This is a genomic window from Pedobacter ginsengiterrae, assembly GCF_039537385.1.
GTDB classification, from domain to species: domain Bacteria; phylum Bacteroidota; class Bacteroidia; order Sphingobacteriales; family Sphingobacteriaceae; genus Pedobacter; species Pedobacter ginsengiterrae.
Map to the genome: position 1 here is coordinate 351,315 of NZ_BAABAK010000009.1, position 23,216 is coordinate 374,530.

General features: G+C 38.0%; 23 protein-coding genes. 20 read left to right on the forward strand and 3 right to left on the reverse strand.

Going from position 1 to position 23,216, the window contains the following annotated elements; all coding sequences use genetic code 11:
* Position 1: 1 nt before the first annotated feature.
* On the forward strand, positions 2-973 hold the full coding sequence (locus ABD692_RS09330; RefSeq protein WP_344766492.1) for an L-histidine N(alpha)-methyltransferase: 972 nt from the start codon (positions 2-4) through the stop codon (positions 971-973).
* Here ABD692_RS09330 and ABD692_RS09335 read toward each other — a convergent pair.
* Positions 970-2,064 (reverse strand): aminotransferase class V-fold PLP-dependent enzyme, encoded by a 1,095-nt coding sequence (locus ABD692_RS09335; RefSeq protein ID WP_344766494.1) that lies wholly within the window; start codon positions 2,062-2,064, stop codon positions 970-972. The genes ABD692_RS09330 and ABD692_RS09335 overlap by 4 nt on opposite strands.
* Before the next feature lie 73 nt (positions 2,065-2,137).
* Between ABD692_RS09335 and ABD692_RS09340 the strand changes: the two genes are divergently transcribed.
* Entirely contained in the window at positions 2,138-2,611 is a 474-nt protein-coding gene (locus tag ABD692_RS09340) for a DinB family protein (RefSeq protein WP_344766497.1), read from the forward strand.
* A gap of 20 nt (positions 2,612-2,631) precedes the next feature.
* The gene (locus ABD692_RS09345) at positions 2,632-3,015 is read left to right on the forward strand and encodes a VOC family protein (protein ID WP_344766499.1); all 384 of its coding nucleotides are present in this window, start codon (positions 2,632-2,634) and stop codon (positions 3,013-3,015) included.
* A 57-nt stretch (positions 3,016-3,072) separates the two neighbouring features.
* On the opposite strand, the gene ABD692_RS09350 is transcribed toward ABD692_RS09345, so the two are convergent.
* Together ABD692_RS09350 and ABD692_RS09355 are read right to left on the reverse strand one after the other, a co-directional pair.
* Positions 3,073-3,984, reverse strand: a complete 912-nt coding sequence (locus tag ABD692_RS09350; protein WP_344766501.1) for a helix-turn-helix domain-containing protein — start codon at positions 3,982-3,984, stop codon at positions 3,073-3,075.
* Between the two features lie 67 nt (positions 3,985-4,051).
* On the reverse strand, positions 4,052-4,825 hold the full coding sequence (locus ABD692_RS09355; protein WP_316757143.1) for an SDR family NAD(P)-dependent oxidoreductase: 774 nt from the start codon (positions 4,823-4,825) through the stop codon (positions 4,052-4,054).
* Positions 4,826-5,114: 289 nt separating this feature from the next.
* Between ABD692_RS09355 and ABD692_RS09360 the strand changes: the two genes are divergently transcribed.
* From ABD692_RS09360 to ABD692_RS09440, 17 genes are all read left to right on the forward strand, one after another.
* On the forward strand, positions 5,115-7,355 hold the full coding sequence (locus ABD692_RS09360; RefSeq protein WP_344766503.1) for a glycoside hydrolase family 20 protein: 2,241 nt from the start codon (positions 5,115-5,117) through the stop codon (positions 7,353-7,355).
* Positions 7,356-8,672: a gluconate:H+ symporter gene (locus tag ABD692_RS09365; RefSeq protein ID WP_344766505.1), complete on the forward strand. Its 1,317-nt coding sequence runs from the start codon at positions 7,356-7,358 to the stop codon at positions 8,670-8,672.
* Positions 8,673-8,690: 18 nt separating this feature from the next.
* A complete protein-coding gene (locus ABD692_RS09370; RefSeq protein ID WP_316757161.1) occupies positions 8,691-9,161 on the forward strand; it encodes a RidA family protein in 471 nt (156 codons plus the stop codon).
* A 5-nt stretch (positions 9,162-9,166) separates the two neighbouring features.
* Entirely contained in the window at positions 9,167-10,279 is a 1,113-nt protein-coding gene (locus ABD692_RS09375) for a D-TA family PLP-dependent enzyme (protein ID WP_344766509.1), read from the forward strand.
* Between the two features lie 9 nt (positions 10,280-10,288).
* Positions 10,289-11,359 (forward strand): dipeptidase, encoded by a 1,071-nt coding sequence (locus ABD692_RS09380; RefSeq protein WP_344766511.1) that lies wholly within the window; start codon positions 10,289-10,291, stop codon positions 11,357-11,359.
* A gap of 12 nt (positions 11,360-11,371) precedes the next feature.
* Positions 11,372-13,744, forward strand: a complete 2,373-nt coding sequence (locus ABD692_RS09385) for a glycoside hydrolase family 3 N-terminal domain-containing protein (protein ID WP_344766513.1) — start codon at positions 11,372-11,374, stop codon at positions 13,742-13,744.
* Between the two features lie 386 nt (positions 13,745-14,130).
* Positions 14,131-14,880, forward strand: a complete 750-nt coding sequence (locus tag ABD692_RS09390) for a glucose 1-dehydrogenase (protein ID WP_344766515.1) — start codon at positions 14,131-14,133, stop codon at positions 14,878-14,880.
* Positions 14,881-14,950: 70 nt separating this feature from the next.
* On the forward strand, positions 14,951-15,532 hold the full coding sequence (locus ABD692_RS09395) for a TetR/AcrR family transcriptional regulator (RefSeq protein ID WP_316757172.1): 582 nt from the start codon (positions 14,951-14,953) through the stop codon (positions 15,530-15,532).
* Between the two features lie 255 nt (positions 15,533-15,787).
* The gene (locus tag ABD692_RS09400; protein ID WP_316757174.1) at positions 15,788-16,636 is read left to right on the forward strand and encodes an NAD(P)-dependent oxidoreductase; all 849 of its coding nucleotides are present in this window, start codon (positions 15,788-15,790) and stop codon (positions 16,634-16,636) included.
* A gap of 179 nt (positions 16,637-16,815) precedes the next feature.
* Positions 16,816-17,061: a hypothetical protein gene (locus tag ABD692_RS09405; RefSeq protein WP_344766518.1), complete on the forward strand. Its 246-nt coding sequence runs from the start codon at positions 16,816-16,818 to the stop codon at positions 17,059-17,061.
* Positions 17,062-17,670: 609 nt separating this feature from the next.
* Entirely contained in the window at positions 17,671-18,297 is a 627-nt protein-coding gene (locus tag ABD692_RS09410; RefSeq protein ID WP_316757180.1) for a class I SAM-dependent methyltransferase, read from the forward strand.
* Positions 18,298-18,334: 37 nt separating this feature from the next.
* On the forward strand, positions 18,335-18,622 hold the full coding sequence (locus ABD692_RS09415) for a hypothetical protein (protein ID WP_316757182.1): 288 nt from the start codon (positions 18,335-18,337) through the stop codon (positions 18,620-18,622).
* A 324-nt stretch (positions 18,623-18,946) separates the two neighbouring features.
* Complete coding sequence (locus ABD692_RS09420; RefSeq protein ID WP_344766522.1) at positions 18,947-19,783, forward strand: tetratricopeptide repeat protein; 837 nt, start codon at positions 18,947-18,949, stop codon at positions 19,781-19,783.
* A 7-nt stretch (positions 19,784-19,790) separates the two neighbouring features.
* Entirely contained in the window at positions 19,791-20,849 is a 1,059-nt protein-coding gene (locus ABD692_RS09425; protein ID WP_344766524.1) for a sensor histidine kinase, read from the forward strand.
* Between the two features lie 426 nt (positions 20,850-21,275).
* Positions 21,276-22,073, forward strand: a complete 798-nt coding sequence (locus tag ABD692_RS09430) for a DUF6597 domain-containing transcriptional factor (RefSeq protein ID WP_344766526.1) — start codon at positions 21,276-21,278, stop codon at positions 22,071-22,073.
* Positions 22,074-22,140: 67 nt separating this feature from the next.
* Entirely contained in the window at positions 22,141-22,629 is a 489-nt protein-coding gene (locus ABD692_RS09435; RefSeq protein ID WP_344766528.1) for a DUF6265 family protein, read from the forward strand.
* 287 nt (positions 22,630-22,916) lie between these two features.
* Entirely contained in the window at positions 22,917-23,099 is a 183-nt protein-coding gene (locus ABD692_RS09440) for a hypothetical protein (RefSeq protein WP_316757193.1), read from the forward strand.
* Positions 23,100-23,216: the final 117 nt, after the last annotated feature.

Below are 23,216 nucleotides of genomic sequence, written 5' to 3' on the forward strand. Positions count from 1 at the left end.
TATGATGATTTCGACCGAAAAAACAGCGATAACGAATACAGAATTTCTTCACGAAACCTTAGAAGGTTTAAATGCAGAACCGAAGCGGATGTATTCAAAATACTTTTATGATGAAGCTGGAGACGTTATTTTTCAGCAGATTATGGATATGGAGGAATATTACCTAACCAACGCTGAAATGGAAATTATGAAGCATCAGGCAAATGAAATCGCTGATAGCGTTTCAGGTGATGATAGTGCTTTTGATTTGATTGAGCTTGGTGCAGGCGATGCCACAAAGTCAATTCATTTACTTAAGGCATTGATTGATAAAAAACTCGACTTTAAGTATTTTCCAATTGATATTTCAGCACACGTAATTTCTGAATTGGAACTTAATTTGCCTGCAAAATTACCAGCCCTTAATTTTGAAGGTTTAAATGGCGATTACTTTAAAATGCTGAAAAAAGCAACTGAACTTTCTGACAGAAAAAAAGTGGTGTTGTTTATGGGGGCAAATATTGGTAATATGGATATTGATGAAGCGCAAACCTTTTGCGCAGGTTTGAAACATCTGTTATCGCCAAATGATATATTAATTATTGGCTTTGATTTAAAGAAAAATCCTAAGAAAATATTAGATGCTTACAGCGATAAAGCGGGTATAACACGGGCATTTAATTTAAACCTGTTAACCCGTATAAACCGAGAACTCGATGGTAACTTTAATACAAATGCCTTTGAACATTATGCAAGTTATAATCCTGAAAACGGTGCTTGCAAAAGTTACTTAATCAGTCTGCAAAATCAAAAAGTAACTATCGGTAATGCTGATTTTCATTTCGAGAAGGATGAATATATCCTGATGGAAATTTCTCAGAAATATTCAAAACAGGAAATTGAAGAACTCGCCAATGCTTCAGGGTTTAAAGTTGTTCAATACTTTTCAGATCAACAACATTATTTCGTGGATGCAGTTTGGAAAGTAGCTTAGCCCAAAACTTCCAGTAAATGATTTAAATCATCTTCCGTGTTATAGAAATGGAAAGAGATCCTGGTGCCTGTTCCTCTTGGCGAAACAAGAATTTTCTCCTCGTTTAATCGGTTCACCAGTTTCTGCTCGAGCGGCAAACTCATAATTGACGATTGTTCTTTTCTTTCCATCATCCAATCGGGAAGCAAGCCCTTATTATGCAGTACAACTCTTGCTTTAGTAGTTAGTTTTAGGATATTTTGCTCAATAGTTTCAAAACCGACAGCCTTAAGATAGTTTAATCCTTGATTTAATGTTCCCAAACTTAAACTATCTAAATGGCCAGGCTCTAAAGTTAGCGAAAGGTAATCTCGGCCACTCCAAAACGGCGCATTAGGCAAGGTTAATTCTTTTTTGCTTTGATAAATTTTGTTTTTGGCAGCATCAGATAAGAAAATGTAGCCATTTCCATAGCCACTTACAAGCCATTTGTAGCCACTTCCTGCTAATACATCTAAACCCGATTGCTCAAAATTGAAGTTGCCCGTTCCCAGAAACTGGGTGCCATCGGCTATTAAAATTAAATCTGGAAAATTCGATTTCAGCTTCTTAATAAAATCGCTCTGCATTTTTAGTCCGCTGATGTATTGAACCATGCTGAAAGCAAAAACCGTTGGCTTAAATTGTTCAATAGCGGTTAAAATGTTTTCTTCAAGATTAACATCAATCGGAATTTCCAGGTACTCGAAACCTCTGCTGGTAACTGGATAACTTAATGACGGATAATCTTCCTGAAGCAGGAGGAACCGATGGCTCTTTTCGAGTCCATTTAAAATTGAATTAAAACCATTAGAGAAATTCGAAGTTAAAAAAGTGTTTTCACGCTTCACAGAAAAACGGGATGAAAGGTTTGTTCTGAGTTCTTCCATTATTTCCATATTGTTTGCTCTGAAAATACTTCCTTCGTTTATAAAGTTTTCATCGTGCTGTCTGCGCCAATTTGCAATTTCTGTTGATAGCAAGCCTGAGTAAGCCGTATTTAAATAAGTATAGTTTTTAAGGATGGGAAAATTTTCAGTGAAAGTCATGTCCAAATGTAAATAAATGAACATATAAATGATTTGTGTTTTGAAAAAAACCTAAGGGATAATTGTTTGTTAATAATAGACCAATTATTTGCAAGAGATGGAGAGCAAGGAAATATTAATAGCCGAATTAACAAAATTACTAAACGGTGGAACAGCACATGTGGGTTTGCAAGATGCTGTTGCCAATTTGCCATTTAATTTACTTGGCGAACGGCCGCATAAGCTTCCCTATAGTATTTGGCAACTGGTTGATCACATCAGGATTGCCCAATGGGATATGTTTGAATTTAGCAAAGATGGCAATCATAAATCTCCAAAATGGCCAGATGATTACTGGCCAAAAGAAACAGCACCGAAAAGCGAAGCGGAGTGGGAAAACTGCCTGAAACAGATTAATGTTGATTTGAAAGCATTTATCGAATTAATTGAATCTAAAGATTTATTCGAAAAGATACCACATGGAAGCGGACAGAATATTTTGAGGGAAGCACTGCAGATTGCCGACCATAATGCCTATCATGTTGCAGAAATAATTGTTATCCGTCGCCTACTTAATGCCTGGAAAAGTTAAAAATATCAATAATTAAAAATATGTTAAAAAACTCAAAAGCGTTTAGTTCGTTTGCAGTAAACGACATTCCAAAAGCAAAAGATTTTTATGAGCACACTTTAGGTTTAACTGTTAAAGATAATCCTATGGGTATAATAGAAATTGAAGTTTCAGGCTCATCGAATCTTATGGTTTACCCAAAGCCCAATCATACGCCTGCAACTTTTACGGTTCTTAATTTTCCTGTTGATAATATTGACGATGCCGTAGATAAATTGACCAACAAAGGCGTAGTATTTGAACAATATGATGATGAACAATTAAAAACAGACGAAAAAGGCATTTCAAGAGGGAATGGTGGACCGAGCATTGCATGGTTTAAGGATCCTTCGGGCAATATTCTTTCTGTTCTGGAGGTGAGTTAAGCGTCAATCAGGCATTTATCAGATAATTTTTACTGAAATCCTTCTCTTATTTTCAAGCTAGTTAAAGCTCGACCTAAATTCCATTGGAGAAATATTGGTTTTGCTTTTAAATAATTTACTGAAGCTTTGAGAATGTTCAAAACCCAGTTCGTAAGCAATTTCTGATACCGTTAGCTTGGTCATGGTGAGTCGTTCTTTCGCTTTACTGATCAGTTTTTCATGGATATATTGCTGTGCATTCTGTCCGATGAGCGAACGGAGCATATCACTTAAATATCCTGGTGAAAGGTTAAGTCGTTCAGAAAGATACTGAACGGAGGGCAGGCCTTGATGCAGGGCATGCTGATTGTTGAAATATTCGTCCAATATTGCTTCTGTCTTTTGCAATATATCATGGTTAACGGCTTTTCGGGTAATGAACTGGCGCTTGTAGAAACGGTTAACGTAACTTAAAAGCAGTTCTATCTGAGCAACCATTACCTCCTGTGTAAATTCATCAACCCGACCGCTGAGCTCCTTTTCCATAAATCTGTAGATCGATAGTACACGTTCTTTTTCAAGATCGGATAGATGGAGTGCTTCATTGGCCGAATAGGCAAAATAACCATACTGCTTGATTTTATTTGCCAAAGGATGACCCAATAAAAAGTCGGGATGAATAAGCAGAATATAACAATAGGTTTTACTGTTATAGTCTGTGCTGCCTACCAGCTGGTTGGGCGCTAAAAATAACATGCTGCCTTCATTATAATCATAATAGTCCCGCCCGTACTTCAGTCTCCCGTTATTGTGGGTAATGAAAGTGATCTTATAAAAACTCAGAACATCATATATCGGAGCCATAGCCGTATTAAAAGGATTATCCTCATTGAAATGAATCAGGCTGATGAGCGGATGCTGCGGTTTGGGAAGGCCAAACGCTTTATGGCTTTCTGATATTGATATAAAACGTAATAATTTATCTTCCATATTTTTCATCTCTTAAAGATACTAAAACCTGCGACTGTTTCCAGGCGCAGGTTTTAGCTGCCTTGTTTTACCATGGAACAATTTGGTCTGCGCCCGAAAAACTTACAGGTCCTGTAAAAACTCCATTAGGTAAATCTTCTGATAAAGCTACTCTAATAGGTTCAGCCGAGCCTTCCTCAACGGTATCTGTTCCCTGGAAATTATTGAGTGCAGTTGCAGTAAAACCAGGACTTACCAGATTCACTTTAATACTGCTGCCTTCTAATTCATTGGCCAGAGAAAGGAAAACACCATTGAGTGCTGTTTTGGATGCCCCATAAACCACATCATAGGCAGAACGATAAGGATTTGCTGGATTGGCGTTCAGGTTAAGCGAACCAAGCGCACTCGATACGGTTACAATTCTTGCTGATGGAGCTTTTCGTAAAAGGCCTAAAAATGCTTGTGTTACGGCAAGGGTTCCAAATACGTTCGTTTCCCAAACCGTTTTCATTTCATCAATTGGAGCAATACTCGCATGCTGCGCTGCAAGAACCTCTTCCATGGTGCGACCAGGGATTCCTGCAGTGGAGATGGCGGCATTATTAACCAGTAAGGATAGGTATCCCACTTCCCGATCTATGGCTAACACGGCCGAACTTATAGATGAAGTATCGGTGATATCTAACTGAATCGCCTTGCTTTTACCACCTATCTGGATGGCGGCAGCTTCCCCTTTTTCCAGATTCCTCGCTCCGATGTAAACCGTATATCCATGTTCTGCAAGTGCCTTGGCGATCTGAAAGCCCACACCTGTATTCGCTCCCGTGACTAAGGCCACTTTATTTGAATTTGTTAGCATAATATTTTTATTTAAATTTTATTAGTCAAAATTCTGCAAAATCGATTCGTTGTTTGTAGCCAAATCCCGAATTTTTGTAGCCGAATTGAGGATAATCGTTTTGGATAGTTGTACTTAATTAAATTGCCTAAAGGTTCGTATGAATACAAAGCCGTGGTTGAGCAAGAAAATGTAGTTATAGAAGGAGAAAATAAAGTTTTAAGCTTACCTTAGGCTTATTATAATTGGCGTTATGATAAAAATCTCCTTGTTCAAAAAAAACTTTTGTATTAGCTATTCCATTTTTAAGTTGATAATCTTTATTGGTTTTCAGCTTTTTGTTACCAGTGTTTTTAGTCAGGATTTTAATAATTCTGGAATCATTCCAAAGCCCTCAAAAGAAACGAAAAGACAAGGTTCTTTCATCATTACACCTGCAACAAAATTTTATATTCCCGAAACACAGCATGTTAGTGCCGTTTTTCTAGAACAGTACTTAAAAGATTTAGGTGGTTTCAAGCTTTCAAAAGGCAAAAAAGTAAGCAGTAATGGTATTAATTTTTTAATAGATTCTACTTTAAAAATTAAGTCTGAAGGCTATTTGCTATCCGTTTCTAATAAGAAGATAGATATTAAAGCAAAAGATAAACAAGGTTTGTTTTATGGTTTACAATCCTTAATTCAGTTGATTAAGAAAAACGGAAAAAACTTATCTGTTCAAGCTTATGAAATTGAAGACGAACCGCGTTTTGCTTACAGGGGAATGCATCTAGATGTTGCAAGGCACTTATTTAGTATTGCTGCAATAAAAAAGTGGCTTAATGTGCTGGCCTTTTATAAAATTAATAACTTCCATTGGCATTTAACCGATGACCAGGGTTGGAGGATAGAGATTAAGAAATATCCGTTACTGCAAACAAAATCTGCTTATCGCAAAGAAACTTTAATCGGTCATAAACGGTCAAACCCACATACTTTTGATGGCAAGCGTTATGGTGGTTACTACACTCAAGAAGAAATAAAAGAAGTGGTGCAATACGCCTCCGAACTTAACATTACTACCATTCCTGAAATAGAAATGCCTGGCCATGCGAGAGCTGTATTAGCAGCTTATCCTAATTTGGGTTGTATAGGCGGGCCATACGAAACTGCCACTTTTTGGGGTGTGTTTGATGATGTTTTCTGTGCAGGTAATGAAGAGACTTTCCGTTTTCTCGAAGGTGTTTTAGATGAAGTTGTCACTTTGTTTCCTTCAAAATATATACATATCGGCGGTGATGAATGCCCAAAAACTAGGTGGCACGATTGCCCTAAATGTCAGAAAAGAATAAAAGATGAAAAGCTTAAAGATGAACACGAATTGCAGTCTTATTTCATCGCCCGTATGGAAAAATATTTGCATACGAAGGGCAAAAAGATTATTGGTTGGGATGAAATTTTAGAAGGTGGTTTGGCACCTGATGCGACCGTGATGAGTTGGAGAGGTTTAGAAGGTGGAATTGCTGCGGCGAAACTAAAGCATGATGTAATCATGACCCCCGAAAAATTTGTATATCTGGATTATTATCAATCTTTAAACAAAAGCGAACAAACAGCTGCGGGTGGTTATTTACCGCTTAGAAGGGTTTATGAATACGAACCAATGCCCAGGGAGCTCAGTCTACAGGAACAAACTTATATAAAAGGTGTGCAGGCAAATGTGTGGACAGAATATATGTCTGATGTTAAAAAAGCAGAGTACATGATTTTTCCACGTATTTTAGCCTTAGCAGAAATGGCCTGGTCGACACCTGAGCGGAAAAATTACAATGAATTTCTTCAAAGAGTAAATTCTAGCCTTAGGTTTTTAAAGGGAATAAACTACAGCACCTCATTTTATGAAATTACTGGAAAACCTGTTGGAGGTGGGATTATCTTAGAAACTGATATGCCCGATTCGGAGATTAGATATACGACTGATGGTTCAATGCCTTCAAAATCTGCCAATAAATATACTTCGGCAATAAAAATCACGAAGTCTGTTATTTTAAAAGCCAGCTTATTTAAAGGTGGAAATAAAGTAGGAAAATTATATGAACAAGCAATTGTTAGAAATTTAGCGACTGGCAAAAGTATTTCCTTGAAAAATTTGGGTACTGGTAATTACAACGTTGATCAGCAGGTTTTGGCGAATGGCATTAAAGGTTCTCCGCTTTATAATAATGGGGAATGGTTGGGGTTAAGCGGAACCGATTTTGAAGCGGTGGTTGATTTGGAAAAGATCGCTTCCATTAAGGAAATTGGCATTAATATACTGAATTATCAATGGCAGAAAATGCATCTGCCAAAAGAGCTTATTGTAGAGGTTTCTACCGATGGAGTGAATTATAAACAGATTTCTCAGCAAACGAAATTTAGCTTGGAAGGCATAAATCCAGTATTGCTTAAATTTAACCCAACTGGTGCCAGATTTGTTAAAATTAAAGCCACAAATATTGGAACTATACCCAGTGGATTTTACGGTTCAGGAACAAAAGCACTACTTCTGGTAGATGAAATTATAATAAATTAAATGACAATACTAATCGTTTTCCTTTGCATTGCTTTTTTAATTGTGCTTATTTCGGTATTTAAAATCAATGCTTTTTTATCATTCTTAGCCGTTTCTTTTGTTGCAGGTTTGGCTTTAGGTTTACCGCCAGCAAAAATTCCTTCCAGTATTGAAAAAGGAATGGGCGATGTATTAGGTTCGTTGGCCATCATAATTACCGCTGGTGCAATGTTGGGTAAACTGGTAGCCGAAAGTGGCGCAGCACAAAAGATTGCGCAAGTGAGCATGAATATTTTCGGTGAAAAATACATCCAATGGGCGATGGTTTTAACTGGTTTTTTAATCGGAATTCCGCTCTATTATGGAATTGGCTTTGTGCTTATGGTTCCTCTTATATTTTCTGTGGTTTACCGCTATAAGTTGCCAGCACTCTATATCGGTTTACCGATGTTAGCTGCGCTTTCTGTTACTCATGGTTTTTTACCACCTCATCCGTCACCAGCTGCTCTGGTTATTCAATTTAAGGCAGATATGGGCCTAACTTTATTATATGGTTTAGCAGTTTCAGTTCCTGCAATAATCATTGGTGGACCAATATTTTCTCGTTATTTAAAGGCAATTCCTGCAAGCCCGTTAGCTTCATTTACGCCTAAGGAAATGTCTGAAAGCGAATTGCCTGGTGGATTTAAAAGTTTCTTTACGGCATTATTACCTGTAATTTTACTAGCAGCTGCGTCATTTTTGCCAATGGTTTTGGCTTCGAACTCGCCAATATTGCCATACATTTTATTCGCTGGAAATCCTTCTGTAGTCATGTTGATTGTCTTGATTGCGGCAACCTGGTTGCTTGGTTTATCGCAAGGAAAAAAGATGACAGAAATTATGGGCATTTATGCCGAGGCATTGAAAGATATTGCATTGATTTTATTAATTATAGCGGGCTCAGGCGCACTGAAGCAAGTTTTAACAGAAAGTGGTGTGAGTAATCAAATTGCAGATTATCTCCAGAATATTAAAGCAGAACCCTTATTTTTAGCCTGGATGATTGCGGCAATTATTCGCTTTTGCGTAGGTTCGGCTACTGTTGCTGGCTTAACAACCGCTGGAATTATTGTGCCGCTTATGGAACATACACACACTAATCCAAATCTGATGGTTTTGGCTGTTGGTGCAGGGAGTTTAATGTTTTCTCACGTTAATGATGCAGGTTTCTGGATGTTTAAAGAATATTTCGGTTTAACTTTGAAGGATACATTTAAATCCTGGGCAATGATGGAATCCATCGTTGGCTTGGTAGGCTTAGGCGGCGTCTTATTTCTCAATATTTTTATCTCTTAATAATAAAAAATACACAAAATGGAAAATTTAACTCCCGATGAACGATTTGAACAACTAAAGCTTAATTTACCACCCGCACCAGCTCCACTTGGTGTTTATAAACCATGTCTTGTTGATGGTAAATACCTTTATTTGAGCGGTCATGGCCCTGTTCAAGACGATAAATCACTAATCATTGGTAGAATTGGTTCTGATTTAACTCAGGAAGAAGGTAAGCTTGCTGCCTTGCAGGTTGGTTTAACCATGTTATCAACTATAAAAACAAATGTTGGCAGCCTGAACAAAATAAAACGTGTTATAAAGGTTTTAGGAATGGTCAATTGTACGCCAGAATTTGAAAAACATCCATTTATAATTAATGGTTGCAGTGAACTTTTTGCAAAAGTTTGGGGCGAAGAAAATGGAATAGGCGTTAGAAGTGCAGTTGGTTTTGGCTCTTTACCAGATAATATCCCAGTGGAAATTGAAGCACTTTTTGAACTGGTTTAATTATTATGCAACAGCAAAACTGGTTTTTAATCCCTGATGAACAAAGTATAGAAACGCCTTCGCTGGTTTTTTATGTAGAACGTATTGAAGAAAACATCAAAACTTTAAAAGCAATGGTTGATGATGTAGAGCGATTACGTCCTCATGTAAAAACGCATAAGTGTTTAGAAATTACTGCTATTTTGATAGCTGAAGGAATTAACAAATTTAAGTGTGCAACCATTGCCGAAGCAGAAATGCTTGGGATTGCAAAGGCTAAGGATGTTTTGCTGGCTTATCAGCCTGTTGGCGAAAATATTAACAGGTTTCTAACGCTTCAGAAAACGTACAGTGAAACGGTTTTTAGTTGTTTAACTGATGATTTGCATACTGCAAAAAAGCTATCTGAAAAGGCAGTTTCAGCAAATCTGGTTGTTAACGTTTATATAGATTTAAACGTTGGAATGAACCGAACAGGTGTTTTACCTGATTTAGCGGCAGAATTATTTACGAATGTGATCTCTTTACCTAATCTTAACGTTAAAGGTTTACATGCTTACGATGGTCATATTCATGATTCATCTATGGATATTCGAATGCAGAAATCTGAGCCCGTTATTGCGCAGCTTTTAACACTTAAACAGTCTTGCGAAAGCATCAGTAATACTAAGCTAACCGTTATTGCTGGTGGAACACCAACGTTTCCTATATACGCTAATCAAACAGAATTTGACTGCAGTCCAGGTACTTTCGTATTGTGGGACAAAGGTTATCAGGATGCTTATCCAGAGCAAAAATTTAATACTGCTGCATTAGTGGTGAGCCGAATCGTTTCAAAACCTGCAAATGGTTTACTTTGTACCGATTTAGGCCATAAGGCTATTGCTGCCGAAAAGGAATTAAAAAACCGTGTGTTTTTTATTAATGCGCCAGACCTCGAAGTAATCAGTCAGAGTGAAGAACATTTGGTTTTAAGAACAGAATATTCCAGTGATTTTAACATTGGCGATGTGCTCTACGGCTTGCCATATCATGTTTGTCCGACAGTTGCTCTGCACGAAAAGGCAATTTGTATGGATGCAAATAAAAATGTTCAATATTGGGATATCGTTTCCAGAAAAAGAAAAATCACCATTTAATATTTTACCATGTTTACTATAGATGCTCACCTGGATTTAAGTATGAATGCCCTCGAGTGGAATCGAGACTTAACAAAAAATGTTGGCGATATAAATAAAAGGGAAGAAGGATTAACCGATAAGCCAGATCGCTCTTTAGCAACAGTTTCTTTGCCAGAGTTAAGAAATGGTAATATCGGATTGGTTGTGGCTACTCAAATCGCCCGTTATGTTGCGCCTGATAATCACTTACCAGGCTGGCATTCGCCAGAGCAAGCCTGGGCGCAAACTCAAGGTCAGTTGGCTTGGTATAAAGCCATGGAAGATGCAGGCGAAATGTTCCAGGTAAATAATTTGGAAACGCTCGAAAATCATTTATCGAATTGGCATAATGAAGAAAACGTAGCTAAAAGGCCAATTGGTTACATTTTAAGTTTAGAAGGCGCTGATTCATTTATTACCGTTAATCACCTGGAAAAAGCCTGGTTAAATGGTTTAAGAGCCGTGGGTCCAGCACATTATGGTCCAGGGCGTTATTCCCAAGGTACAGATGCGACTGGAAAAATGACGGCAATGGGACATGAGCTATTGAAAGAAATGGAACGCCTGAACATTATCTTAGATGCTACTCATTTATGCGACGATAGTTTTTGGGATGCTTTAAGTCGTTTTAACGGCCATGTTTGGGCATCGCATAATAATTGCCGAGCCTTGGTTAACCATAATCGACAATATAGCGATGAACAAATTAAAGAACTAATTAGCCGAGGTGCGGTTATTGGTGGTGCTTTAGATGCCTGGATGATGGTTCCAAATTGGAAAAGGGGGATTTCTAAACCAAAGGAAATGAACTGCGGCTTAGCAGTAATGATAAATCACATCGACCACATCTGCCAGTTGGCAGGAAATGCAAATCATGTTGGAATCGGCTCTGATTTAGATGGCGCTTTTGGAAAGGAGCAATGCCCTTATGATTTAGAAACCATTGCAGATTTACAGAAGATTCCAGATTTATTTAGGCAAAAAGGTTACACCGAAACGGATGTAGAAAACCTGATGCATGGCAATTGGTTAAGATTTTTAAGAAAAGCCTGGGCTTAATATGATCATAGAATGAAGACAATACAAAAAACAATATTTTCTCTGGCAGTAGTAATCGCTGCATTTAATACCAATATTTCCGCTCAAACTAAAAGCGACATACCGTTATATAAAAACCCTAAAGCTTCGGTTGAAAATCGGATTAAAGATTTGCTATCCCGAATGACTGTTGAAGAAAAAGTCGGCCAAATTTCTATGCCTTTAGGATGGCCAATGTACACTAAAACAGGTAATGAGGTTGAGGTTAGCGAGGCATTTAAAAAAACGTTAAAAGAAGAATATACTGGTATGTTGTGGGCGACTTTAAGAGCTGATCCATGGACAAAAAAAACACTTGCAAATGGCTTAAACCCAGAGCTGGCAGCGAAGGCAACAAATGCAATTCAAAAATATGCAATAGAAAATACACGTCTGGGCATACCTGTTTTGCTTTCTGAAGAATGCCCGCACGGACACATGGCTATCGGCACAACCGTTTTTCCAACAGCTATCGGTCAGGGAAGTACTTTTAATCCAGATTTGATTAATAAGGTTGCAACCGCAATCGCTAAAGAAACCCGTTTGCAAGGCGGTCACGTTGGTTATGGACCTGTATTGGATTTAGCCAGAGAACCACGATGGTCGAGGGTGGAAGAAACTTATGGCGAAGATCATGTTTTAAATAGTAGAATGGGCGAGGCCATGGTTAAAGGTTTCCAGGGGAATAACCTTAAAAGCGGTGTAAATATCGTTGCTACATTAAAGCATTTTGCAGCTTATGGTGCGCCAGAAGGTGGGCATAATGGTGGAAGCATCAACGTTGGTTTACGTAGTTTACATCAGTTTTATTTGCCGCCATTTAAAGCCGCTGTAAAAGCGGGTGCATTATCGGTAATGACCGCCTACAATTCTATTGATGCTATTCCATGTTCTTCGAATGAATTTTTATTAAATGATTTACTAAGGACCGAATGGGGATTTAACGGTTTTGTAGTTTCTGATTTAAATAGTATTTCGGGGTTGATGGCCAACCACCATATTGCAGCAAATTCAGCTGATGCTGCCGCTTTAGCAATTAATGCAGGTTTAGATGCCGATTTAAGTGGTGTTGGCTACGGCAAAGCATTGCGTGATGCCGTTAAGGCAGGTAAAGTTTCAACCAAAACACTGGATACGGCCGTGAGTAGAGTTTTACGAATCAAGTTTAACATGGGGCTTTTCGAAAATCCTTATGTTAATGTAGAAACCGCCAAAAATAATGTTCGAACTAAAGAAAATATCGACCTTGCCCGACAAGTTGCCAGAGAATCAATTGTTCTTTTAAAGAATAATGATCATCTTTTACCGTTGAGCAAAAGTTTAAAGAATATTGCTGTTCTTGGTCCAAATGCCGATAATATTTACAATCAGCTAGGCGATTATACTGCGCCACAAACTGAAGAAAATATCGTAACCGTTTTGGAAGGTATAAAGAATAAATTATCATCAGCAACAAAAATTAATTATGTAAAAGGTTGTAGTATCAGAGATACCACAAATAGTAATATTGAAGAAGCGGTTTCTGCTGCAAAAAAGGCAGATGCAGTTGTTATTGTTTTAGGCGGCTCGAGTGCAAGAGATTTTAAGACCGAATACATTGAAACTGGAGCGGCCAAAGTTAGCGCAGCAGCATCTGGTATGAGTGATATGGAAAGCGGTGAAGGCTATGATCGGGCAACTTTAGATTTGTTGGGCGATCAACTTAAACTTTTAAAAGCCGTAGTTAAAACAGGAAAACCTGTTGTTTTAGTGCTGATCAAAGGAAGACCATTAAACTTAAACTGGGCTGAAGCAAATGTTTCGGCAATACTCGATGCCTGGTATCCAGGTCAGGAAGGTGGAAATGCCATAGCTGATGTTTTGTTTGGTGATTATAATCCAGCGGGAAGATTACCAATTTCGGTTCCTAAATCTGTTGGACAATTGCCCGTTTATTATAATTCGCGTTTCCCTGAGAAGCACGATTATATTGAAGTTGATGCAAAACCTTTGTACAGTTTTGGTTATGGTTTGAGTTATACTACATTCGATTATCAAAATTTAATAGTTGAAAATAACCCATCTAATCAATCCGTTAAGGTTAGTTTTGATTTGAAAAATTCAGGTACTAATGATGGGGAAGAAGTGGTGCAGCTTTATCTGAAAAGTAAAACGTCATCCGTAGTTTTGCCAATGAAACAATTAAAGCAGTTTAAAAGAGTATTTTTAAAATCAGGCGAACAAAAGACTTTAACCTTTACTTTAACCAAAGATGATTTGGAAATTTATAATCAAAAAAGTAAATGGGTAGTTGAGCATGGTACCTATGAATTAATGGTTTCTGCATCATCAGATGATGTTCGTTTGAAAGGGAAAATCGATCTCTAAGCAGCTGATAATTTATGTTTTTTGCTGATGAAAGCAGTTCTGAAAAGAGCTGCTTTTTTTGTTTTAAACATTTTCCGACAGGCGATTGCGCAAAATGGATCTGAAAGTGAAATTGGTTTGTAGCGTAATAACAATTCATTTCGCAGCGTGCATTCTATCTAAATCGTTTGGCTTTAATGCTGTGATGCCTATATCGGGATTAGGTAGTCAGCTAATAATCAATCATAGTCCCAATTTAGCGTCTTCCAAATAAAAAGGAATATCGATTAGCCAGCAAGCATTTTGTCATCCAAAACTAATAATTAATAATAACGGAACAATCGTTCCGTAATAGTGTTTATGTTTGCGGAACGATTATTCCAATAAGGGAATAAAAGAAAACAAACATGAAAAAATTAGTTAATAAAATAGCCGTAATTACAGGAGCATCTAAAGGTATTGGTGCAGGTATAGCTAAAAGTCTTGCCGCAGCAGGTGCAAGTGTAGTTGTAAATTATGCTTCGGCAAAAGCTGGTGCAGATCAGGTAGTTGAAGAAATTAACGCAGCAGGTGGGAAAGCAATCGCTATTCAGGCGAACGTATCTAGTACAACAGATTTAGCCCGTTTATTTGAAGAGACCAACACTACATTTGGCCCAGTTGATATCTTGGTAAACAATGCAGGCGTATATCAATTTGGTGCAGTCGAAGACATTACAGCAGAAGATTTTCACCGTCAGTTCGATACCAACGTACTTGGTTTATTGTTGAGTACACAAGGTGCATTAAAGCATTTCAATGCAGCAGGTGGCAGCATCATTAATATCGGTTCGGCAGTAACCGCCATCACGCCAGTGGCGAGTTCAATTTATACGGCTACCAAAGGTGCAGTTGATTCGATTACCCATGTATTGGCCAAAGAACTTGGTTCTAAAAATATTCGTGTAAACTCCATCAATCCTGGTATGGTAGAAACTGAAGGCACACATACTGCAGGTTTCATTGGCAGCGATTTTCAGAAAGAAGCCATCGCATCTACACCTTTGGGTCGTGGCGGTAATCCAGACGATATTGCGGATATCGCCGTATTTCTTGCCTCCGAAGATTCGCGTTGGTTAACTGGCGAAATCCTTATTGCAAGTGGTGGCGTAAGGTAATGCCTTTCGTTTTACGAGAATTAATTTAAAATGAATAGCTTTGCTTTATTAAGCAAGGCTATTTCTGGTTATGGCAAGAACGAAAGATTTTGATGAGAATGAGGTGCTGGCCAAGGCAATTCAACTTTTTTGGCACAAAGGCTATAATGCTACTTCTATGCAGGATTTGGTAGATGCTTTGGGCATTAGTCGTTCTAGCTTGTATGATACCTATACGGATAAACATACGCTATTTATAAAAGCTTTGGAAAGCTACCAGCTTGCTGGAAATGAAAAAATCAACGAAATTGTAGATCAATCTGTTTCTGCAAAACAAACGGTAATTAAGCTAATGGAAATGGCCACCAACGAACTGGTTGGAGATAAACAGCAGAAAGGCTGTTTTATGGTAAACGCTGAAGTTGAGGTTGCACCGCACGACCAGGAAGTTGGTAAACTGGTTTGCCAAAACGAACAACAAATGGAAACTGCTTTTTTTCAGGTAATTAAAAAAGGCCAGCAAAGCGGTGAAATTAAAAATACCCAGGATGCATTGGTACTCGCGAAGTTTATCTTCAATGCCGTAAAAGGAATGCAGGTTACGGCAAAATCCAGTCCGGACGCCATCAGTTTTGGAAATATTATCAGGCTAACAGTAGCCATACTCGATTAATCCTTATAATTATTAAAAAATTCTCAAACAGCTTTGCTGAACTGATTTGCAGGCTTGCTGTATTTTTCAAATTTAAACTGAAGTAGATTATACTGGCAATAGCAGAGGAAGTATTGATTTGGTATAAGCTGCACTATTTAAATAAGTACGCTTTTCTTATTACCTATGCCAATTTTGTTTTTTCGAATAGATGACCAATATGTTTGCTGAAATTATTCGCCGTTCCTTACCTTTATCAAATCAATAAAAAAATCTATGAAAGCATTTTTAGGAACAGGCCTGTTAGGGTCGAATTTTGTAAAAGCCATGCTCAAGCGAGGCGAAACGGTTCAGGTGTGGAATAGAACAGCCTCGAAAGCACAAGCGCTTGAAGCAACAGGTGCAAAACCATTTGATCTGGTCGCAGATGCGGTAAAGGGTGCAACGATTATTCACCTTACTCTGAAAGATGATGCCACAGTAAATGAGGTGCTGGAATCTGCGAGCAGTGGCTTTTCTCCAGGCGCTATCCTAATCGATCATACGACCACATCTGCTGAAGGCGCCATTGAAAGAACCAATTACTGGAAAGAAAAGGGTTTTACATATTTGCACGCACCTGTTTTTATGGGGCCTCCAAATGCACTAGAAAGTACTGGGAATATGCTGGTATCTGGCGATCAGGAATTGATTGCACAGGTTACTCCTGAACTTGAAAAAATGACTGGCAAACTTATTAACCTGGGACCCGAAACGGGCAAAGCTGCAGGAATAAAATTAATTGGTAATCTGTTTTTGATTTCGCTTACCGCAGGACTTTCAGATGTGCTCGCACTGGCCAAAGGACTTGGAATTGATTCGGCCGATGTGGCTTCACTTTTCAGTAACTGGAATCCAGGTGCAGGCGTGCCAGCCAGGTTCGATAAGATTAGGGCGGGAGATTTTAGCAAGCCTTCATGGGAACTGAACATGGCAAGAAAAGATGCAGGGCTGATGATAGAAGCTGCAAAAGTAAATGGCGTTAACCTGACGGTTTTACCAGCTGTTGCTGCGCAAATGGATAAATATATAAACGAAGGTCATGGAAGCGATGACTGGAGCATAATTGCAAAAGATAATCTGTAAACAAGAAAATATCATCAGCGCAAGCCAGCCTTGCGCTGATGTATTGCGTTGATAACTTAGTTATCCAAATCGAGCCGTAAAAGAGATAAAAAGCAGAGCTAAATGGTTTAAATGTTTGCGACGAACCATTAAATATTATATTTGCAGGCTTTTTAAAGCCCTAACCATTTAACGCCTCCATGTTCAGTAATCCTAAAACCAATACCCGAATAATTGTGTTCAAAAACCGCACAATTGTTGTAAGTCGCTTGGAAACCAATCATAAACAATTTCGAATTTATATAGATGGTTCAGATCATGGTGTTTTGGAACTTACCGAAAATGGATGGACACATACACCTGGATTTACCTTGCCTATGGGCATATTCACGCTGCTTACAAAAAGAATGGAAATTGGCGAATGGAAAGATGAACAGGTGAAGTAAATTTTATGAACGCTTTCTTAGTTGTTGCCTGCTCCAGCAAGATATAGCTTCGGCAAGATCTTCAACAGGTGAATACAATAGCTGGTAGTCAACATTATGTTATGCTATACAATAATGTAAGTAATTAATGCGACTGACAGAAAACAATATAGAATGTAGAATAATCTCAAACTTTTATAAGAAGACAGGCTTACCAAAAGAAAACAAAAAATAGTGTATTTGTAAGATAAACTCTTGTTTGAGGGGTTTATTAAGACTAACGAAATCAGCAGTACAAAAAGAATAAATGCCCACATTGCTATTTTTTCTGTTTTCATACCCTATGTATAACAAGCTAACTTTTTTCTCCCAAGAAAAATATAAATACAATCTTTTTTAGAGCGCACCGTAAGTTTTTTAGGTATTAATTTCCGATTTAATTTATTAAACAATTTTAATCATAATTTTTAATATTTTGCACCTCACTTAAAATACCAACCATGATTCATGCTGCGATTGCCGAAGCAGAATTTTAAAGCTTTATCTTCCAGAGTCTATAATATATTTGAAAATCAATTGTTTTTTTACCACTATTAAACGCTTTCATTTTTTTTATCTTTGGCCTTAATAATGAGTACAACACATCAAATTCAGGAAAGCTTCGGAAACATCGATATATACCTTTTTGACCAGCTGCTTAAAGGCACTTATGCAGACTGCCATACCATTCTCGATGCAGGCTGCGGTACGGGAAGAAACCTGTTCTATTTCTTAAAAAACAATTACGAGGTTTATGGTGTCGACAGTAGCCAGGAGGCGATTAGCCAGGTTCAGTCAATCGCTGGCGAATTTTCCAAACTAAACCCAATAGAAAACTTTTCTGTAGCACCAGTAGAAAAAATGCCTTTTGTAGCTGAAAAGTTTGATCTCGTGATCAGCAGTGCTGTATTGCATTTTGCTGAAAATCTCGAACATTTTGAAAGCATGCTGAATGAAATGTGGCGTGTGCTAAAACCTGGCGGGTATCTCTTCTGTCGTCTGGCTTCCGATATAGGCATTGAATCTGCCGTACATTTTATTGGGAATGGCAGATACATCTTACCCGACGAATCCGAACGATTTCTGGTTAATCAGGAAATGCTCCTGCGGATGACTAAAAAGCTTAACGGAATGCTTCATGAGCCCATTAAAACAACAAATGTACAAAACATGCGTAGCATGACTACCTGGTGTGTAAAGAAACGGGCAACCGATTAACAGTTAAAACATTTACCTAAAGCATCCACAATAAAAAATGGACAGCATCACACCATATGAACTTGCCCAGGTGGCCGAGAAACTGGAAAAGCTCCTGAAGAACTTTAATATCACACTTAAGGTTGGTTTGCCCAATGTTATTGCACTAAGCCTGCCAGAAGATATTATTTTTCGGGATGAAAAGGCTATGCAGGATTTTGCTAGCCAATCGTTGAACGCTGCTGGCATACATCTATACGCCCAGCTGGAAATGGTTTTCATTAGTGCCAATCAAAACCTCACCACTATTATTCTGCAAGGCACACCTAGGGATTATATTAACTAAATTTTATTTAAAGTTTCTGACTGGCCTGAAAACTATTCCATCAGCTGTTTCATATGGTCTCTACTTTTCTCTGCTGTTAATTCTATTATTAATTATCAAAAAAAACGCTCTTGATAATTAAAAATTTATTTATCTTACATTTATTAGAGGATGTGCTACCTTTCTAACTAATCCCTATCCAAAGTTTTATGCATGTGGAATATTAAGAGATTAATATGTGGTTTTTTCTGCCTTTACGCTGCAATATTATTGTCGGCTTGCAAAAAAAATGCCGTTCACGAGCCTACAAAAATATCCGACACGGTATTCCAAATCCGTGGGAATATGAGCAAAATGTACGAGCAAGGGCAGCAAGACTCCGCTATTCAATACCTCGATAAAGCGACTTCGAAACTTCAGCTGACAGCGGTAGAACGATGGAGTTTGTTAAACACCAAAACAGCTTATTTCTTAAAGTACAAAAAAAGACCAGATAGTGCGTTAAAGTATGCCGATAGCTTAATTAAGGTTGTAACTAACAAACCCGATTTACTCAATCAATATATTTCTGCCTTATTTGTGCGAGGAGATGTGTTGATGGAATCAGGATTATATGATGATGCCTATGTGCGGGCCGGTAAGATTGCAAAATCATCCTCAAAATGTTATTTACTTTCTTCAAAGCTCGCGATGCTGCGTTACAGGCAGGGTTCTTATAGGCAGTCGATACCCTATTTCAAAAAGGGTTTCCAAGAAATATTGGTTTGTATTGATACCACTCGTTTCGAACAGGCTTTTGTTTTACCCCAATCATTACTCAATACGTTAGGGCTTTGTTTTGAGAAATTGAATCAACCTGATAGTGCCATATTTTATTATCAGAAAGCCATACGCTTTATTGAGGAACGGGAAAAAATGTTTCCCAAGCGAAAGCAGTTTGCACTGATGGCAAAGGGGGTCATTTATGGTAATATGGCTACCGTGTTAATTCAAAAGGGCGAATTCCAGCAGGCTGAACAATTTTTGTTAAAATCGATTTATATCAATAGTAAAAAAGATTTTGAAATTGGCGATGCGCAAACTGCTAAAATTAAGCTGATTATGCTCTATAACAATAGTGGGCAAAATAGTAAAGCTGCACAGTTAATCAAAGAGATGGAAGAGGCGAGCCCCCTCGGTTAAAAATCAAATGTCTTCAGAATCTATCCCGAAATTTCATTACGCAAAGTGGAAATATTATGAGCGTATAAAAAATATCCCTAAGGCTTACTCCAATTTAGAAAGATATTATTTTTTAAAAGATTCGACTGAAACCGCTAGTAAAAATGATGAATATGTAGATATTGAACATGGGTTGAGAGATGCCGATAAAGCGCAACTGATCGAGTTGCTTAAAAAAGATGCCCAATCTAAAAGGTTGTTAATAACCGGGGCTGGCATTGTGATTATACTGATTTTTACGATTTTATTCATGGTGCTTAGAAACTTAAAACGTTCAAGAACAAATATCAATAAGTTAAGTGTCTCAAAAAAACTCATCCAAAATCAGTACGAACAACTTACGCAAGTATTCAAAGTTCTGGAAAAAAGCCATAAGGAAAATGCGGTAATCATGAAAGTGGTAGCGCACGATTTAAGAGGGCCTGTTTCGGGAATGACTAATGCGGCTGAACTAATGCTCTCGGAAGAGGGTTTATCAGAAAGTAATCATCAGATGTTAAATCTGGTTAAGGAAGCGGGAGCAAATGCGCTATCATTAATTAATGAGATGTTACATACACACCATGCTTTAGGTGAAACTGAGCCAACGGATCTCTATACTGTATTAAACGATTGCATCAATCTCCTGCAATTTAAGGTAAAAGCAAAGTCGCAAAACATCGTTGTAGCCGCCGATCATATCATTGTATCGGTAAATAAAGATAAAATTGCACGGGTAATCAACAACTTAATCATCAACGCCATTAAGTTTAGTTCAGTAAACAGCACTATTTCAATCGCTGCAGTTAAGGAAGAACAAGAAGTGGTGGTCAGTATTGCAGATCAGGGAGTGGGGATACCAGCACACATGGGAAATAGTATTTTTGAGATGTTTTCCGAAAATGGAAGGGTAGGTACAGCTTCAGAAGAATCTTTTGGGATGGGATTAGCCATTTCAAAACAAATCATCGAAAATCATAAGGGGCGAATCTGGTACACCTCCACGGTAGGTTTAGGCACTACATTTTATTTTTCTTTGCCGTTATAAATCGCACGATTTACAGTTCTAAGTAATAAATTTCAGATATCTGAATGGTAAATAATAGATTGATATTTTTATGATCCCGTTTCTTTAATTTATTGATTATGCTTAAAAAAAATGTGGATATCATGCGTTAATTGATGCTCACATTAATAGATTTTGAGCTTCGCTGTATATATGGATTTTCAATATCGTCAACTAATCCGACACCATTAATCAGATTTTATCGGTCTATTTCTTTTAAGCTACAACCGTACAAGTCCGATTTCGGTGAGAAAATTATTTATCGTGCAGTCTATCGCAAACTTTCGCGTAATAAGTTTCTTGGAGATCAATTAGAAAATCTCTATACTAGCATTGCAATGGCCTGATAACTTGAAATTTGCTGCCTTTTGGAATTTTCGACAGATTTTTTTATAAACGTTTTTTAACATGAAATTTACCAGGATATTGCCCCATGAAGAACTCTCGGAATTAATCGAGTGTTACTGGATGATGCAGGACCATGATGATACTCCGAAGGTGGAAAAGATCATTCCCGATGGATTTACAGAGTTAATTTTTAATTATGGCGGCCTGTACCGCATCAAGCTTAATGGGACATGGCAGCTTCAGACTGCAAACTTGCTAGCTGGTCAGATCAACAGCTACTTTTATCTGGAAAATATGGGCACAACCGCTTCGTTTGCTATTAAAATGAAACCTACCGCAATGACTCAGCTTTTTGGCCTCAATATGGAAGAATTTGTAGACCAGGTCTTGGATCTTAATGCAGTTGCTCATCCACGACTGGCTGAACTCCATAGCATCTTATTTCCATTTAAAGACGAACAAGACTTAACTCGTCGGCTGGATAAACATTTTCTGTTACTCCGGCAATCTGCAGGTGCAAACCCGTTGGCAAGTGAATTGAAACATATTTTTGAATCCAATGGTTCCATAACAATCGCCGAACTTTGTCGGTTGGAAGGAAAAAACGAGCGACAGCTCCAACGGCTTTTTAAAAGGTATATAGGACTTTCTCCTAAATACTATGCCCGTATCATCCGTTTTAACTATATATTTCAATTGTTAAAGGAAAAGAAAATGAGCTGGATGGAGTTGGTATTCAGATCTGGTTATTACGATCAGTCTCATTTTATACGTGATTTTAAGCGTTTTACTGGAGAAGACCCATCATCCTATTGTTTTGAAGATTCCAATATGGCCAACTTCTTTCTGAATAAATAGCAACATATGGCTTTGTCGGCTTTGTACAATACATCAGGAATATCTATGCGTATTTTGCAATAAAAACATGAAAATGAAAGGTAATCTATTTGTGGTTTGTAAGCTGTTTATGATGGTATCAAGCCAATTGGCCTATAGTCAGTCTAAGGTCGAGAAAGAATTTGAAAAACTCGAATGGCTGGTAGGTAAGTGGGAACGAACGAATTCCAAACCAGGACAATCAGGCTATGAGGAATGGGCGAAAGTTACGCCCACCAAAATTACTGGAAAAGGAGTAACCCTAAAAGGAAAGGAGATTGTTTTTCTCGAGGAGCTGGAAATCAATATTCAGGGAGACGAAATTTTCTATAATGTTAAAATTTCTGGAGAGCCTGAACCAGTTTCATTTAAGTTCACGAGCATAAGTAATAAAGATTTTGTCTGCGAAAATGCCGCACACGATTTTCCAAAAAAAATTACCTATCAAAAAAAAGGAAAGAATGTGACTGCCATTGTATCGGGCAACGGTCAAGTGCTTCTGTATGAGTTTTCTCCATCCACTCGGCGAACTAACTAGTTTGATGCTTTTAAATCCATTAATAATTGCCTGTAATCCCTTAAGAGTTGAGGTGGCAAAATCCTTTCAAGCTAAAACGGCTGAAATGAAAATCGACTTTTAGTACCTCCCTCACATTCGTGTGGTTTATCCGACCAGGCCAAGGACATGGCTTTCAGGATCGAACACCGAGTGTGAGCCCAAACCACTGCTCTCGAAATATCCATCAGTCGTTCTCCAACGTAAAAAGTTTTATAATTATCTAAACCTTATTTCAGTTTCCAATGTTTTTAAATAAAAAGATGAACATGAATAACAACATTGAACCTAAGGGCAAGGATGCTGAAGACAGCAAAGGCCAGTCGAAAACAAGTCCAAATGACGAAAAACAGGTAGATGCCAATGAGGTACAACGTGGCCTTACAGGCGAAACGGATGATGAAGAAGATGTTGGTGGAGATTTAGCAGGTAATGCGAGCGGAAATGAATAACCCAGCACTTCTTAGTTCCCCATTTCTTACCAAGCCGTGGCCTGGTGGCTAATTTAAAAGTATTAATTATTTAAATAAAAGCTCAAGCGGAAAGCGAGTATGTAGGCAACTCACGAG